Genomic DNA, 12786 nt, shown 5'->3' with positions numbered 1-12786 from the left:
AATTTCGATGACTCCTTAAAATGCGTCAGAGTCTTAGCCGATAAGAACCGGCTAGCGTAACGATTGGTCTATGCGGGAATTGTACGTGCTCCACAGCCTGCCTCTCCACCGGTTCAATGAGTCGATCGTCCTGCCGAGCGGTGATATCGAGCGGATCCAGGCGATGGGTGAGCCGCCGATGCACCTGGCGCGCCACGCAGTGCTGCGCCGCGAGGGAGAGTCGCCTCGCTATATCTACCTGCTGCTCGACGGCTGGGTTGCCTCCTCGGTGCTGCTGCCGGGCGGCGATCGCCAGATCACCAAGTTCCACCTGCCCGGCGACCTGCTCGGCACGCCCAGCATGTGCCTCGAGCGCACCGCCGACACGCTGACCGCGCTGACGCCCGCGAGCGTCAGCCGCGTGTCGCTCACCGCCTTCGGCGACCTGTTCCAGCGCTCGCCGCACTTCGCCGCGGCGATGCTGCTGAGCATCCAGCGCGAGCGCGTGGCGCTGATGGACCGGCTCGCCGCGGTCGGCCGCACCCCCGCGCTGGCGCGCGTCGCCGCGCTGCTGCTCGACGTGACCGAGCGGCTCGGCGCACTGGGCGGCGGCGAGGTGAGCGAGTTCGAGCTGCCGGTGACGCAGGAGCAGATCGGCGATCACCTCGGGCTCACCGCGGTGCACGTCAATCGCATCTTCCGCCAGCTGGTCGACACCGGGCTGATCGCGCGCCACCGCCAGCGCGTGACGCTGCTCGACCGGGTGCGGCTCAAGTCGATCTCGGGCCGGCAGGAGCGCCTGCCCGCGCAGGACGTGAGCTGGCTGGTGGGCGGACAGGCGGGGGCGTGAGCTTTCTCTAGGTCCTCCTCACCCGCGGGGAAACCAAGATCCTCCCCGCTCGCGGCGAGGATCTACTCCCGCTCCCCGTAGGCCGGCAGCGCCAGCTTCCAGCGGATCGCGGCGGCGCGCAGCGCGAAGCCCGCGCTCGCCGCGACGCTCGCCGCCACCACCGGCGGCACGCCGAGCTGGCGCAGCGCGACATGCAGCCCCGCCGCCAGCGCCGCGGCGGTGACGTACAGCTCGGGGCGCATCAGGATCGACGGCTCGCCCGCGAGCACGTCGCGGATGATGCCGCCGACGCAGCCGGTCACCACCCCCATCAGCGCGGCGGGCACCGGCGGCACGCCATAGCCCAGCGCCTTGGCCGCACCGTACACCGCATAGGCGGCGAGCCCGACCGCGTCGAACCAGTCGAGCGCGGCGCCGCGCCACCAGCGTTCGGGCGTCGCCCAGATCACCGCCGCCATCACCAGACATACCGCGGCGACCCGCGCATCATGCACCCAGAAGACCGGCGCGCCGATCAGCAGGTCGCGCACCGTGCCCCCGCCGACGCCGGTGATCAGCGCGAAGAAGGCCAGCGTCACCGGCGTCTGCGCGCGCCGCGCCGCGGCCAGCGCGCCCGAGGCGGCGAACACCGCGATCCCGGCCACGTCGAGATAGGGCGCGAAGGCCGGCAGCAGCACCGTTGGCTCAAGCGGCGGAGTCACGCGCCGGACCTCAGTCGCGCTCGATCAGATAATTCATCCGCGCCGCCGCGATCGGGCGGGCGCGATCGTCCTGCCACGCGACCGCCTCGACGTTGGCGACGCGCGTGCCCAGCCGCGTGATCGTACCCGCGGCGCGGGTGACGTGATCGCGTCCGCCGCGCATGAAGTCGACCGTGACGTTGATCGGCTTGACGCGCGCGCCGCCCTCCTCCGCCAGCGCGTGGCGCAGCGCGGCGATGGCGGCGACCTCGAGCAGTCCCGAGATCGCCCCGCCCTGGAGGAAGCCGGGCCGGCCGACGACATCCTCGCCGAACGGCATGACGATCAGCGGCGCGCCGTCGTCGCCGACCTCGAGCGACGCACCGAGCAGCTCGGCATAGGGCGGGAGCCTCACGGCGCCACCTTGGGATAGGTGCCGCTCGGCACCATGAAGGTGGCGGCGACATGCGCCACCGGGTCGGCGAGATCGCCGTCGTGCGCGATGCCGCGCGTGAAGGCGATCGAGCGCGCCACGCGGAGGCACTCGGCGCGCCCGATCACGGTCTGGCCGGGGCGCGCCGGGCGGAGATAGTCGATGCGCAGGTCGAGCGTGGCGTGCGGCGCGAAGGCGGCGATGCGCTGCCACACCGCGATGCTGGTCGCCACGTCCATCAGCGCGATGATCGGCCCCGAGGCGAGCACGCCGCTGTCCTCGTCGCCGATCAGGTCGGGCGAGAAGGGCAGCGCGAGCTCGACCCAGTCGGGCCCGCGATCGTGGTAGCGGATGCCCAGCCGCGCGCTGTGCCCGCCGAAGTTGCGGCTCTGGAGCGCCTTGAGCGCGGCGGCCGGGTCGAGGTCCATGGCCCAGCGTCTACACGCGCGGCGGCGCGGTGCAACGGGGGCGTAGTAGATGCATCCGTCCCCTTCAGGGGAGAGGCTCGCCGAAATCAGAACACCGTTGTGACTTCCCCCTCACCCGCGCCGGCCGCCGCCCCTGCCCTCGCCGCCTTTGCCCTCGCCGCCTTTGCCCTCGCCGCCCGCGCGCGAGCGCCGCTCGCCGCGGCGCTCCTTGCGCACCGTCTTGGCATGCGCCCGCGCGCGCGCCTTCTTCTCCTCGCGCGTCGGCGGCGCGCGCTCGTCGAGCGGCATCATGTCGCCCGCCATCGCCTCGAACCCCAGAGAGGCGAGACTCTCGGAGAAGTGCGACGGCAGTTCGGCGGTGACGTCGATCTCGCCGCCATCGGGATGGTCGACGCGGATGCGGCGCGCGTGGAGGTGCATCTTGCGGCTGATCCCGCCGGTGAGGAACGCCGCCGGGCCGCCGTATTTGCCGTCGCCGACGATCGGGTGGCCGATCGCCGCCATATGGACGCGCAGCTGGTGCGTTCGCCCCGTCAACGGCTGCAGCTCGACCCAGGCGGTGCGGTTGCCGGCGCGCTCGATCACACGGTAGCGCGTCCGCGCCGACTGTCCCTCGGCCTCGTCGACGTGCATCTTCTCGCCGCCGGTGCCGGGCTGCTTGGCGATCGGCAGCTCGATCATACCGTCGTCGATCGAAGGGACGTCGACGATCAGCGCCCAATAGACCTTTTTCGCGGTTCGCCCGGAGAAGGCCTTGGCGAAGAAGGCCGCCGCGCGCGACGTGCGCGCCACCAGCAATGCGCCCGACGTGTCCTTGTCGAGCCGGTGGACCAGTTTGGGCCGGCCCTGCGACTCGTCCTGCAAGGCGTCGAGCAGCCCGTCGACGTGCGCGGTGGTCTTGGTGCCGCCCTGCGTGGCGAGGCCGGGAGGCTTGTTGAGCACCAACGCCTGCGCGTCGCGGTGGATCACCAGCTCGCGCGCGAAGGCGATCTCGTCGTCGCTGAGCGGGGCGCGCTGGCGCTCGGGCTTGGCGTCGACGCGGACCGGCTCGGGCGGCGGCACGCGCAGCACCTGCCCGGCCTGGACGCGGTCGCCCGGGCCGACGCGCGCGCCGTCGAGCCGCAGCTGGCCGGTGCGCGCCCATTTGGCGACGGTGGTGAAGCTGGTGCCGTCGAGGTGGCGCTTGCACCAGCGGTCGACGCGGATCCCGTCATCGTCGAGCGCGACGGTGAACTGGCGGACGCCCTCGCCGCTCATGCCGCCACCCGCACCAGCGCGAGCCCGGCGAACACCGCCGCGATCGCGCCGACCACCGAGACCAGCACATAGCCGAGCGCGCCGAGCGCGGCGCCGCGCTCGATCATCGTCGCGGCGTCGAGCGCGAAGGCGGAGAAGGTGGTGAAGCCGCCGAGCACGCCGACGCCGAGCAGCAGCCGCCACTGGTCGCTCCCGCCGGTGCGCGCGAGCGCGCCGACGAGCAGCCCCATCAGCAGCCCGCCGACCAGGTTGACGGTCAGCGTGCCCCAGGGCCAGTCGGGTCCGAGCGCGGCGGTCATCGCGCGCCCGGTCAGGTAGCGCCCGGCCGTACCGACCGCGCCGCCCGCCATGACGAGAAAGAGGGAGTTCATCGCGCCGCCCTAGTCCTTTTCGCCGACGAAGGAAATCGGTGGGCGTGCGGTGGATGACGGCAGGGGGGATCGCGGCGGGGGAGCGACACGGCGGCGACGTGGTGGCGGGATCGTCGCGTCGGAGGTGCAAACGGGCGAAGTGTCGGCGGTGGACGATGGCGACGTGGCAATCAATCGCTCGACGGTCGACCGATGGAGGTGACGTTTGTTGCCACAAACGAGGACCGAAGCTGAGGCGCACCCGACCTGCCCCACCCACTACCGTCATTCCCGCCTCCGCAGGGATGACGGTCGGACGGCTGGGGGTTACGAGAGTCATGGCATTAAGCGTGCGACAAACGCCCGACCGTGCGCCTCGCGCCGCGGGCACGCCTACCGCCGTCTCACCCTTGCAATACACCTCGCTGGCCGCCATCTTGCGCGCATGCTCAACCTGTTCTCGATCCTGATCGGCCTCGTCGCGCTGCTGCTCGGCATCGTGCCGTTCCTCCCCTTCCTCGCCTGGGGCTATTGGTTCGTCATCCCGATCGCGGTCGTCGGCGCCGCCGTGGGTGCGCTCTCGTCGCGCAACACCGGGCGCAACCTCAACCTCGTGCTGATCCTGATCTTCGGGCTGCGGCTGATGCTCGGCGGCGGCTTCATCTGACGCGAGACGGGCCCCGGCATCGCTGCCGGGGCCCGCTCGTACGCGATACTGAACCGAGAAAGACTCAGCGGCAAACCACTTGGCCGCGATCGACCTGCTGGCCGAGCAGCGCGCCGCCGCCCGCGCCGATCGCTGTGCCGAGCAGGCGCGAGCCGCCCCCGGCGATGATGTTGCCGAGCGCGCCGCCGGCGAGACCGCCGACGATCAGCCCGGTCGTGCCGTCGTTGCGGCGGCAGTAATAACGGTTGTCCGAGCCGCGGTAGATGCGGTCGTTGCGGTTCAGCGCGCGGGCGCGATAGTAGCGGCCGTCGCGGTAGTAACGGTCGGCATAATAAGCGCGCTGCCCCGGCTCGTACCGGTTATAGTCGTAGCGCGCCGAGCGGCGCCAGTCGCGCACCCGCTCGTTGCGGTCACGCCGCGCGTCGCGGACATTGTCGCGATACTCGCGGCGCGCGTCGCGCACGTCGCGGCGCGAGTCGGCGCCGCGCAGATCCTCGCGATATTCCTGGCGCGCGTCGCGCACGTCGTCGCGATACTCGCGGTTGGCGCGGCGCGGGTCCTGCGGCGCGGCCGTGGCGGGGACGCTGGCCAAGGTCGTGGCGGCGAGCGCGGCGGCGAGGATGATACGCATCACTGATCTCCCTACAGAGTGATGCCGTACCAACGGCGCCGCCGCGCCTCCGGTTGCGTGAACGGGAAACTACCTCTTGTTCACTTCAGAGACACTTACGACTCCAACTTGTGCGTCAGCGTCACTTCCGCGTTCAACACTTTGGAGACCGGGCAGTTCGCTTTGGCGTCCTCGGCGATCCGCTCGAACTCGTCGGGCGCGATGCCGGGGATCTTCGCGGTGAGGTCGAGCTTGGACGAGGTGATGGTGAAGCCGTCGCCGTCCTTGTCGACCGTGACTCGCGCGCTCGTCTCGAGCGTGCCGTCGTTATAGCCCGCGCCGGCGAGCGCGAAGCTCAGCGCCATGGTGAAGCAGCTGGCGTGCGCCGCCGCGATCAGCTCCTCGGGATTGGTGCCGGGCTCGTCGCCGAAGCGCGTGCCGAAGCCATAGGGCTGCTCGTCGAGTGCCTTGGACTGGGTCGAGGTCCACCCCTTGCCGTCCTTGCCGAGACCTTCGTAGCGTGCCGAACCACCGCGCGTGGGCATGAGTCACTCTCCCGTTGGGACCATAAGAGAAAAGGCGCGGCCCGCACTCGCGGACCGCGCCACTCTAACGTCGGTCAGGCCGAAAGGCTCAACCGCGGCGCCGCTTCAGCGGCACTGGCGCTTGCCGCTGCGCTCGATCTCGCGACCCGCGAGCGCGCCGCCGACGCCGCCCAGCACGGTGCCGAGGGTGCGATCGCCGCGCGAGTCGATGGTGCGACCGAGCAGACCGCCCGCGACCGCGCCGACCACGAGGCCGGTCGTGCCGTCCGGCTTGCGGCAGCGCAGGCGACCGTCATTGCCGCGCCACTCGCGATACTTGTACCGGCGCTGCGCGTCGGCATCGACGGTGGTGGCGACGAGCGTCGGCGCGACCATCGCGGCGGCACCGAAGGCCAGCATCAGCTTACGCATGACTTCTTTCTCCCGTTCGAAATTCATGTTGGGGACGTAACGTGTCGCTTGTAGCGCGGTTGCATGAACCGGGAACAACGAGGCGTTCATGGTGTTGCGCGCGTCCCGCCGCGGGGCGATTGACTCTTCACCCCGCGTCGCTGAATCGCGGCGGCCGCTTCTCCAGGTTGGCGCGCACCGCCTCCGCCTGGTTGGGCGAGCGCAGCAGCGCGAGCTGCTCCGCGCTCTCGGCGGCGAGAAGGGCGGGCGCGTCGGCGTCGGCGGCGAGCGCGAACAGCCGCTTGGCGGCGCGCACCGCGTCGGGGCTGCGCGCCGCGATGGCCCGCGCGATCGCCAGTGCGCGCTCGCGCGGTGCCTCGTCCAGATAAGTGACCAGCCCGCAAGCCTGCGCCTCGGCGGCGTCGAGCTCGCGCGCGGTATAGACCAGCTCCCGCAGCACGTCGTCGCGCACGCTGCCGCGCCACAGGGCATAGCCGCCCATGTCGGGAACGAGCCCCCAGTGCACCTCGCGGATCGCCAGCCGCGTGTCGGGATGCGCCACCCGCACGTCGGCGCCGGCGAGCAATTGGCAGCCGCCGCCGAAGGCGACGCCGTGCGCGGCGGCGATCACCGGCACGGGCAGCGTGCGCCAGCCCGTGCAGACATATTGCACGTCGTTGCTCGCGCCGCGCGTGCGCTCGCCCAGCGCGAGCCCCGAGCCGCCCGCCGCCATCGCCGCCATGTCGAGCCCGGCGCAGAACCCGCGCCCCTCGCCCGACAGCACCACCGCGCGCAGCCCGCGCACGCCCGCGAGCCGGTCGATCGCCGCCGCCAGCGCGGCGAACATCGCCGGATCGAGCGCGTTCATCTTGTCGGCGCGCGCGAGCCGCACGTCGGCGACGCCGTCCTCCAGCGCGATCGTCACCCGCTCGTCCAATGCCGCCTCCGCTCGCGCACCACGCCCATCCGCGAGAGGAACGGCCGCGTGGCGGCCGGTGTCAACGGGCAATGGAAAGGACTTGCCGCGCGGCGATCGGCAACCGTTCCCGCCTGCGCTCTCCCCGTCCTCGGCGGAAAGGGAACGGCCACCCGCCACAGGAGAGGAAGGATCGTCCGCCCTGATGGGACGCCGGATCCAGACGGTTGACCTGCTCCCCGCTCGCCAGAGCGCGAACCGCCCCGCGCCGGTCAGACCGACAGCGTCTGCCCGGTCGCCAGCCCCCAGGCGGCGTAGACCGACAGCGCCGCGGTCAGCGCGCAGGTCGCGCCGAACAGGACGTAGCCGACGTAATTCAGCACCGCCGGGTTCGGCCGCGCCAGCTTGCGGTTCTGCGACGCGCCCGAGAGCACGAAGCTCAGCAGCATGCCATAGGTCAGTGCAACGGCTTCCAGCATTCCCACACCCTCGTGATCGGTCATCCACGCGGCCGCCCCCCGACGCCCGCCTTGGCTTAACCATATTCGTTCCCTCCTACGAAGAGGTTAACGAGCACTCCGCCGCGACCGACACACGCCTCGCCGCTGCGTCGCAGCATGGAGCGGGCTGGCGCTCGCCACCCGCGCGGCCTAAGCGCACGCTCATGTCCCCACGTCTCGCCGTGTTCGACTGCGACGGCACGCTCGTCGACAGCCAGGCCAATATCTGCCGCGCGATGGAGGCCGCCTTCGTAGCCGCCGGCCTGCCCGCACCCGCGCGCGAGTCGATCCGCGGCATCGTCGGGCTCAGCCTGATCGAGGCGATGGCGGTGCTCGCGCCCGAAGCGGGCGCGACGCGTCACGCGGTGCTCGCCGACGACTACAAGGCCGCCTTCCAGCGCATGCGCGCCGAGGCGGCGCTCGACCCCGAGCCGCTGTACGACGGGCTGGTCGACGCGCTCGACACGCTCGCGGCCGCGGGATGGCGGCTCGGCGTCGCCACCGGCAAGTCCGATCGCGGGCTCGCGCTGCTGCTCGCGCATCACGGGCTGACCGAGCGCTTCGTCACGCTGCAGACCGCCGACCGTCACCCGTCCAAGCCGCACCCGTCGATGCTCCACGCGGCGATGGCGCAGGCCGGAGCGGCGCCCCATATGACGGTGATGATCGGCGACACCAGCTTCGACATGGCCATGGCACACGCCGCGGGCGTGCGCGCGATCGGCGTCACCTGGGGCTACCACCGCGAGGAGGCGTTGTGGGCGGCGGGCGCGCAGGCGATGGCGCGGCGCTGCGACGAGCTCGCCGGGTGCTGCGTGTGAGCGCGCCGAGCGACCCCGCCGTGGCGCGCTGGCTCGCGCTCGTCGGCGTTCGGCTGGCGGCGAGCTTCGGCGCGATCCTCGGCGTGGTGCTGCTCGGCCGCGCGGTGACGACGCCGACGCGGCTGCTCGGCGTCGCCATCGTGCTCTCGGCGTTGTGGGTGATGGCGACGGTGCCGCGCGCGCTCGCGGCGCGCTGGCGGAGCGAGCGATGAGGCGCTTCTGGCGCGAGGTGACGGTCGACGGCGAGCGCGTCGTCCGGCTCGACGATCGCCCCGTGCGCACCCCCGGGCGCGTGGCGCTGGCGCTGCCGAGCGCGGCGCTGGCCGCGCTGGTCGCGGACGAGTGGCGCGCGGTGGGTGAGACGCTCGACCCGCGCGCCATGCCGCTGACCGGGCTCGCCAACGCCGCGATCGACCGGATCGCGGCGGCACGCGCCGACTTCGCGGCGGGCCTCGCGCGCTACGCCGAGAGCGACCTGCTCTGCTACCGCGCCGACGCCCCCTTGGCACTGGTCGAGCGCCAGGCCGCCGCCTGGGACCCGCTGCTCGCCTGGGCGCGCGAGCGCTACGACGTCCACTTCGAACTCGTCACCGGGGTCATGCACCGGGCGCAGCCGGCCGCGACGCTGGCGCGGCTCGGCGAGGCGGTGGCGAGCCGCGACGCCTTCGCGCTCGCCGCGCTGTCGCCGCTGGTGACGGTGACGGGCACGCTGGTGGGCGCGCTCGCACTCGCCGAGGGCGCGGTGTCGGCCGAGACCCTGTGGGACGCGGCCACGCTCGACGAGCGCTGGCAGGCCGAGCATTGGGGCGAGGACCCGCTCGCCGTCGCGGCGACCGAGGCGCGGCGGCGCGACTATGACGCGGGCGCGGCGTTCCTCGCGGCGCTGTAGACCTTGCCGCTCGGGGAGCGAGCGTGCTCCGGCGCACGCCGGAGCCCAGGGCCACCGGGGGTGACGCCTGCGACCCTGGGCTCCTGCGTGCGCAGGAGCACGGTCGCTCAGAGGGCGGACACGCTACACCGCGCCGGGCCCGCCCCTCACCCCGTCGGCGTGCGCAGCTTCCTGATGAAGCCGATCAGCCCGGTCTGGCGCGAGCGCCTGAGCCGCTCCGCCGCCAGGATCGTCCTCACCTTGGCGAAGCAGCTCTCGACCTCGTCGTTGACGAGCACATAGTCATAGCCGTCCCAGTGGCTGATCTCGGCGTCGGCCCGCGCCATGCGGCGGTCGATGATGTCCTGCGCGTCGGTGGCGCGGCCCTCGAGCCGGCGGCGCAGCTCCTCCATCGAGGGCGGCAGGATGAAGACGCGCACCACGTCGCCGCCCGCGATCTGGTGGAGCTGCTGCGCGCCCTGCCAGTCGATGTCGAACAGCACGTCCTTGCCCGCCGCCAGCATCGCCTCGACCGGCGCGCGCGGCGTGCCGTAGCGCTGGTCGAACACATGCGCCCATTCCAGGAACTCGTGGTTGGACGCCATCTCGCGGAAGCGGTCGAGCGAGACGAAATGATAGTCGCGCCCGTCCTCCTCGCCGCGCCGCATCGCGCGCGTGGTGGCGGAGACCGACAGCGACAGCTCGGACTCGCTCGCCAGCAGCATCCGCGCGATCGTCGACTTGCCCGCGCCCGAGGGCGAGGAGAGGACGAACAGCAAACCGCGGCGCTTCATATGGTGCGGGTCGGCGGGGGGGGCGGAATCCATGCCGGCTGATGCCCCGCGCGGTCGCGGCGCGTCAAGGCAAAGCGTCCGCGCGCGCCAGCGGCTTACCGCGCGACCCGGCTTCGTTCTAGCCCCGCCGTGCTCCTGCGGGAGCAGGAGCCCAGGGCCATGGACGTTTCCCCTCAAGGCCCTCGGCTCGGGCGCGCATCGGAGCACCAGATTACTACGACCGTCCGCTGTTTAGCCAGCGGCGACCGCCTGGACGATCGCCAGCCCCTCGGCGTCGATCCGCAGCGCCGAGAGCACGCCGGTCTCGTAGGCGCCGGTGTCGAGCCCGATCCGGTACGGCAGCAGCACCGCGCGCTCGTTCGCCCAGGTATGGCCGTGCACGACGATCGTCTCGGCCGGGCGCGGGTGATCGAGGAACTCGTCGCGGATCCACAGCAGGTCGTCGCGCTCCTGCGCGCGCAGCGACACGCCCGGCCGCACCCCGGCGTGGACGAAGGTATAATCGCCGACGCGCACCATCGGCTCGAGCCGCTCGAGCAGGCGATAATGCGCCACCGGCATGGCATCGAACAGGCGGTCGCGCAGCGCGGTCAGAACGCCGCCGTCGGCCTCCTCCTCATGCTCGGGGGGTGCGACGCCGTAGGAACGCAGCGTCTCCGAGCCGCCGTAGCGCAGCCACTGGCCGTGCATCGCGGGCCGCTCCATGAACAGACGGAACATCGCCTCGTGATTGCCCTCGAGCAGCCGCGCGGTGATCGCGCTGGAGCGCGCCAGCCACGCCAGCGCGGCGAGCACCTTGGCCGAATCGGGCCCGCGGTCGACATAGTCGCCCAGCAGCACCAGCACCGGGGCAACCCCGGGCGAGCGCTCGCCCGCGTCGCGCGCGACCCAGGCGAGCAGGGCGTGGAGATGGTCGTAGCAGCCGTGGATATCGCCGATCGCGTAGAGCGGCCGATCGCCGGGGCGCGCGCCCGCCGGGGCGGCGTGGCGCTCGTGGCGCAGCGTGATCAGCGCCACGTGCTCCGCCCGTTCCCGCGCGAGTCCTCGCCCGGGTCGGTGGCGAGCATGCGCAGGTCGGCGGCGACCATGCCATAGACGCGCAGCGCCTCGCGCGGCCGGTTACGCCCGACCCGGCGCGCGCGCAGCCACTCGCCGCGGTAGTCGCGCAGCAGCCGCGCGCTCACCCCCGCCTGGGTGGCCTCCGCATAGGCCGACGCGACCTCGCCGTCGGCGTCGTACAGCCGCTCGCCGGCGCAGTAGGGATCGTCGAGGCAGCCCTCGCCGTTGCCCGACACGGCACGCACCGCCACCGGACGTGCAGTGGGGGCGGACGGCAGGCGGGGCGCCGCCGCGAAGCGCGGCGCGGCGACCGGTCGCGGCGGCGCGGTGTAGCGCGGCGCGACCGGCGCCGGCGTCGCCAGCGCGGGGAGTGGCGCGGCGCGATCATCGATCGGCGCGTGCTCGGCGGTGCGCGCGATCTCGGCGGGCGACGGCAGCGCCGCGGGCAGGTCGGCGAGCGCGGTCGGCGGTAGCGCCACCGGGGCGCGCGACGGCGCGGCGTCCGGCATCGCCCGCGCCACGGCGGCGCGGCTCGGCGCTGCCGCGGCCGGCCGACTCACCGCCGGGCCCACCGCGCTGGTACCGGCGAGCACCCCCGCGGTCACCGCAACGGCCAGGCCGGCCGCGCCGAGCGCGAGCGACCGCCCCCGCCGGGCCGAGCGCGCGGGCAGCGGGCGCGGCGGGGTCGCCGGCGCCGGCCGGACCCCGGATCCGAACAATGCGGCCATGTCCTCGGCCACGTCGCGGCCGGCGATACGCTCTGGGTCACTCATGCCCGCTTCCTAGTTCCAAGCCACTGAACCGACGCTGTATGCCGCCCCGACGCTGATCGGGGCGCCGGCCGAGCCCGATCGTCGGCCGCGCGGATAACTCCCGTCAGGGCCGTAACGATCCTGACGCGCGATCGTCACCGGGCTGACACGACCAGGTCATAACAGTCGGTCGAGGCGCTGGTCGCGCGCGACGAGACTCGATGGGTCCAATCGCGGTGGCCGCCCCGCGGGTCGGCCCCGGTTACCGGACGGTCCGCGCCCCCAGCCGAACCGCCGCCGCCGCGGACTCGCCGCCCGGCGGGTCACGATCGATCCCAGGAGACCCGCATGACTCCGCGCCTCATCCTCGCACTGCTGCTCGCCGGCACCGTGCAGCCAACGCTGGCGCAAGGCGCCGATCCCTGCGGCCAGATCGGTGAGACGGTCGACCTCGACGAGGCGGTGCAGGAGGCGCTCGCCTTCGTCGAGGCGGACGGGCACACGCTGGTGATCGTCACCGCCGACCATGCCCATACCAGCCAGATCGTCGGCGACGGCACGCGCGCGCCCGGTCTTACCGCCGCGCTCACCACGCGCGAGGGCAGCGTGATCACGGTCAACTGCGGCACGGCGGAGGAAGGCTCGCAGGGGCATACCGGCACGCAGCTGCGCGTCGCGGCTTACGGGCCGTGCGCGGTCAATGTCAGCGGCCTGCTCGACCAGACCGACCTGCCCTACATCATCCGCGACGCGCTGAAGCTGAGATGAGGAGAGCGAGGGTCGTTACGGTGGCGCTGAACCCGGCGCGGTGCGCGGCGCGGGTAATCATTCTGACACCTTGAAGTTATCGACGTGACATGTGGCGCTTCTAACGCGCTGTGAACGCG

19 protein-coding genes are annotated in these 12786 nt (G+C 72.6%); 6 read left to right on the top strand and 13 right to left on the bottom strand.

Annotated features, from left to right (window positions below):
• The first annotated feature begins 70 nt into the window (after positions 1-70).
• Positions 71-829, top strand: a complete 759-nt coding sequence (locus K7957_RS15855) for a Crp/Fnr family transcriptional regulator (protein ID WP_223013129.1) — start codon at positions 71-73, stop codon at positions 827-829.
• 62 nt (positions 830-891) lie between these two features.
• On the opposite strand, the gene K7957_RS15850 is transcribed toward K7957_RS15855, so the two are convergent.
• The 5 genes from K7957_RS15850 to crcB all read right to left on the bottom strand — a co-directional run bounded on the left by K7957_RS15850 (position 892) and on the right by crcB (position 3998).
• A complete protein-coding gene (locus tag K7957_RS15850) occupies positions 892-1530 on the bottom strand; it encodes a trimeric intracellular cation channel family protein (RefSeq protein WP_223013128.1) in 639 nt (212 codons plus the stop codon).
• A 10-nt stretch (positions 1531-1540) separates the two neighbouring features.
• Positions 1541-1924, bottom strand: coding sequence for a PaaI family thioesterase (locus K7957_RS15845; protein ID WP_223013126.1), 384 nt, complete (start codon positions 1922-1924; stop codon positions 1541-1543).
• Positions 1921-2370 carry a PaaI family thioesterase gene (locus K7957_RS15840; protein ID WP_183920601.1) on the bottom strand — a complete coding sequence of 150 codons (450 nt, stop codon included), beginning with the start codon at positions 2368-2370 and terminating at the stop codon, positions 1921-1923. The genes K7957_RS15845 and K7957_RS15840 overlap by 4 nt, the downstream gene beginning before the upstream one ends.
• Before the next feature lie 111 nt (positions 2371-2481).
• The gene (locus K7957_RS15835) at positions 2482-3627 is read right to left on the bottom strand and encodes an RluA family pseudouridine synthase (protein WP_223013125.1); all 1146 of its coding nucleotides are present in this window, start codon (positions 3625-3627) and stop codon (positions 2482-2484) included.
• A complete protein-coding gene (gene crcB / locus K7957_RS15830; protein WP_223013123.1) occupies positions 3624-3998 on the bottom strand; it encodes a fluoride efflux transporter CrcB in 375 nt (124 codons plus the stop codon). The genes K7957_RS15835 and crcB overlap by 4 nt, the downstream gene beginning before the upstream one ends.
• 424 nt (positions 3999-4422) lie before the next feature.
• On the opposite strand from crcB, the gene K7957_RS15825 reads away from it, so the two are divergent.
• Positions 4423-4644: a hypothetical protein gene (locus K7957_RS15825; RefSeq protein ID WP_223013121.1), complete on the top strand. Its 222-nt coding sequence runs from the start codon at positions 4423-4425 to the stop codon at positions 4642-4644.
• A 64-nt stretch (positions 4645-4708) separates the two neighbouring features.
• Here the strand turns inward: K7957_RS15825 and K7957_RS15820 are convergent, their stop codons facing one another.
• The 5 genes from K7957_RS15820 to K7957_RS15800 form a co-directional block, all read right to left on the bottom strand.
• Positions 4709-5275, bottom strand: a complete 567-nt coding sequence (locus tag K7957_RS15820) for a glycine zipper 2TM domain-containing protein (protein ID WP_223013119.1) — start codon at positions 5273-5275, stop codon at positions 4709-4711.
• A 95-nt stretch (positions 5276-5370) separates the two neighbouring features.
• Positions 5371-5799 carry an OsmC family protein gene (locus K7957_RS15815; RefSeq protein ID WP_223013116.1) on the bottom strand — a complete coding sequence of 143 codons (429 nt, stop codon included), beginning with the start codon at positions 5797-5799 and terminating at the stop codon, positions 5371-5373.
• A 105-nt stretch (positions 5800-5904) separates the two neighbouring features.
• A complete protein-coding gene (locus K7957_RS15810; protein WP_183921641.1) occupies positions 5905-6210 on the bottom strand; it encodes a glycine zipper 2TM domain-containing protein in 306 nt (101 codons plus the stop codon).
• 127 nt (positions 6211-6337) lie between these two features.
• Complete coding sequence (locus K7957_RS15805; protein ID WP_223013114.1) at positions 6338-7126, bottom strand: crotonase/enoyl-CoA hydratase family protein; 789 nt, start codon at positions 7124-7126, stop codon at positions 6338-6340.
• A 251-nt stretch (positions 7127-7377) separates the two neighbouring features.
• A complete protein-coding gene (locus K7957_RS15800) occupies positions 7378-7584 on the bottom strand; it encodes a hypothetical protein (protein ID WP_223013112.1) in 207 nt (68 codons plus the stop codon).
• Between the two features lie 185 nt (positions 7585-7769).
• Here K7957_RS15800 and K7957_RS15795 point away from each other — a divergent pair, with 185 nt between their 5' ends.
• From K7957_RS15795 to K7957_RS15785, 3 genes are read left to right on the top strand one after another with little or no spacing between them, the layout of a single operon-like run.
• Positions 7770-8426 carry an HAD-IA family hydrolase gene (locus K7957_RS15795; RefSeq protein ID WP_223013110.1) on the top strand — a complete coding sequence of 219 codons (657 nt, stop codon included), beginning with the start codon at positions 7770-7772 and terminating at the stop codon, positions 8424-8426.
• On the top strand, positions 8414-8638 hold the full coding sequence (locus K7957_RS15790; RefSeq protein WP_343228434.1) for a hypothetical protein: 225 nt from the start codon (positions 8414-8416) through the stop codon (positions 8636-8638). The genes K7957_RS15795 and K7957_RS15790 overlap by 13 nt, the downstream gene beginning before the upstream one ends.
• Entirely contained in the window at positions 8635-9315 is a 681-nt protein-coding gene (locus K7957_RS15785) for an ATP12 family chaperone protein (RefSeq protein WP_223013108.1), read from the top strand. Before K7957_RS15790 ends, K7957_RS15785 begins: the two co-directional genes overlap by 4 nt.
• Before the next feature lie 146 nt (positions 9316-9461).
• Here the strand turns inward: K7957_RS15785 and gmk are convergent, their stop codons facing one another.
• The 3 genes from gmk to K7957_RS15770 all read right to left on the bottom strand — a co-directional run bounded on the left by gmk (position 9462) and on the right by K7957_RS15770 (position 11920).
• Positions 9462-10121 carry a guanylate kinase gene (gene gmk, locus K7957_RS15780; protein WP_223013106.1) on the bottom strand — a complete coding sequence of 220 codons (660 nt, stop codon included), beginning with the start codon at positions 10119-10121 and terminating at the stop codon, positions 9462-9464.
• Between the two features lie 198 nt (positions 10122-10319).
• Positions 10320-11105 (bottom strand): metallophosphoesterase family protein, encoded by a 786-nt coding sequence (locus K7957_RS15775; RefSeq protein WP_343228433.1) that lies wholly within the window; start codon positions 11103-11105, stop codon positions 10320-10322.
• Positions 11096-11920: a hypothetical protein gene (locus K7957_RS15770; RefSeq protein ID WP_223013104.1), complete on the bottom strand. Its 825-nt coding sequence runs from the start codon at positions 11918-11920 to the stop codon at positions 11096-11098. Before K7957_RS15770 ends, K7957_RS15775 begins: the two co-directional genes overlap by 10 nt.
• 327 nt (positions 11921-12247) lie before the next feature.
• Here K7957_RS15770 and K7957_RS15765 point away from each other — a divergent pair, with 327 nt between their 5' ends.
• Entirely contained in the window at positions 12248-12667 is a 420-nt protein-coding gene (locus K7957_RS15765) for an alkaline phosphatase (protein ID WP_246617172.1), read from the top strand.
• The last annotated feature ends 119 nt before the right edge of the window (positions 12668-12786 follow it).

The sequence above is a fragment of the Sphingomonas yunnanensis genome, assembly GCF_019898765.1.
Lineage (GTDB): Bacteria > Pseudomonadota > Alphaproteobacteria > Sphingomonadales > Sphingomonadaceae > Sphingomonas > Sphingomonas yunnanensis.
The sequence above is the reverse complement of the archived record's forward strand: the minus strand, read 5'-3'. Positions and strand labels throughout refer to the sequence as shown.

What these genes read in the sequence shown, in the direction of transcription:
- K7957_RS15815 (WP_223013116.1), bottom strand. Translation starts at nt 5,799, where the DNA reads ATGCCCACGCGCGGTGGTTCGGCACGCTACGAAGGTCTCGGCAAGGAC.
- gmk (WP_223013106.1), bottom strand. Translation starts at nt 10,121, where the DNA reads ATGGATTCCGCCCCCCCCGCCGACCCGCACCATATGAAGCGCCGCGGT.
- K7957_RS15840 (WP_183920601.1), bottom strand. Translation starts at nt 2,370, where the DNA reads ATGGACCTCGACCCGGCCGCCGCGCTCAAGGCGCTCCAGAGCCGCAAC.
- K7957_RS15800 (WP_223013112.1), bottom strand. Translation starts at nt 7,584, where the DNA reads ATGCTGGAAGCCGTTGCACTGACCTATGGCATGCTGCTGAGCTTCGTG.
- crcB (WP_223013123.1), bottom strand. Translation starts at nt 3,998, where the DNA reads ATGAACTCCCTCTTTCTCGTCATGGCGGGCGGCGCGGTCGGTACGGCC.
- K7957_RS15835 (WP_223013125.1), bottom strand. Translation starts at nt 3,627, where the DNA reads ATGAGCGGCGAGGGCGTCCGCCAGTTCACCGTCGCGCTCGACGATGAC.
- K7957_RS15765 (WP_246617172.1), top strand. Translation starts at nt 12,248, where the DNA reads ATGACTCCGCGCCTCATCCTCGCACTGCTGCTCGCCGGCACCGTGCAG.
- K7957_RS15855 (WP_223013129.1), top strand. Translation starts at nt 71, where the DNA reads ATGCGGGAATTGTACGTGCTCCACAGCCTGCCTCTCCACCGGTTCAAT.
- K7957_RS15770 (WP_223013104.1), bottom strand. Translation starts at nt 11,920, where the DNA reads ATGAGTGACCCAGAGCGTATCGCCGGCCGCGACGTGGCCGAGGACATG.
- K7957_RS15825 (WP_223013121.1), top strand. Translation starts at nt 4,423, where the DNA reads ATGCTCAACCTGTTCTCGATCCTGATCGGCCTCGTCGCGCTGCTGCTC.
- K7957_RS15810 (WP_183921641.1), bottom strand. Translation starts at nt 6,210, where the DNA reads ATGCGTAAGCTGATGCTGGCCTTCGGTGCCGCCGCGATGGTCGCGCCG.
- K7957_RS15785 (WP_223013108.1), top strand. Translation starts at nt 8,635, where the DNA reads ATGAGGCGCTTCTGGCGCGAGGTGACGGTCGACGGCGAGCGCGTCGTC.
- K7957_RS15795 (WP_223013110.1), top strand. Translation starts at nt 7,770, where the DNA reads ATGTCCCCACGTCTCGCCGTGTTCGACTGCGACGGCACGCTCGTCGAC.
- K7957_RS15820 (WP_223013119.1), bottom strand. Translation starts at nt 5,275, where the DNA reads ATGCGTATCATCCTCGCCGCCGCGCTCGCCGCCACGACCTTGGCCAGC.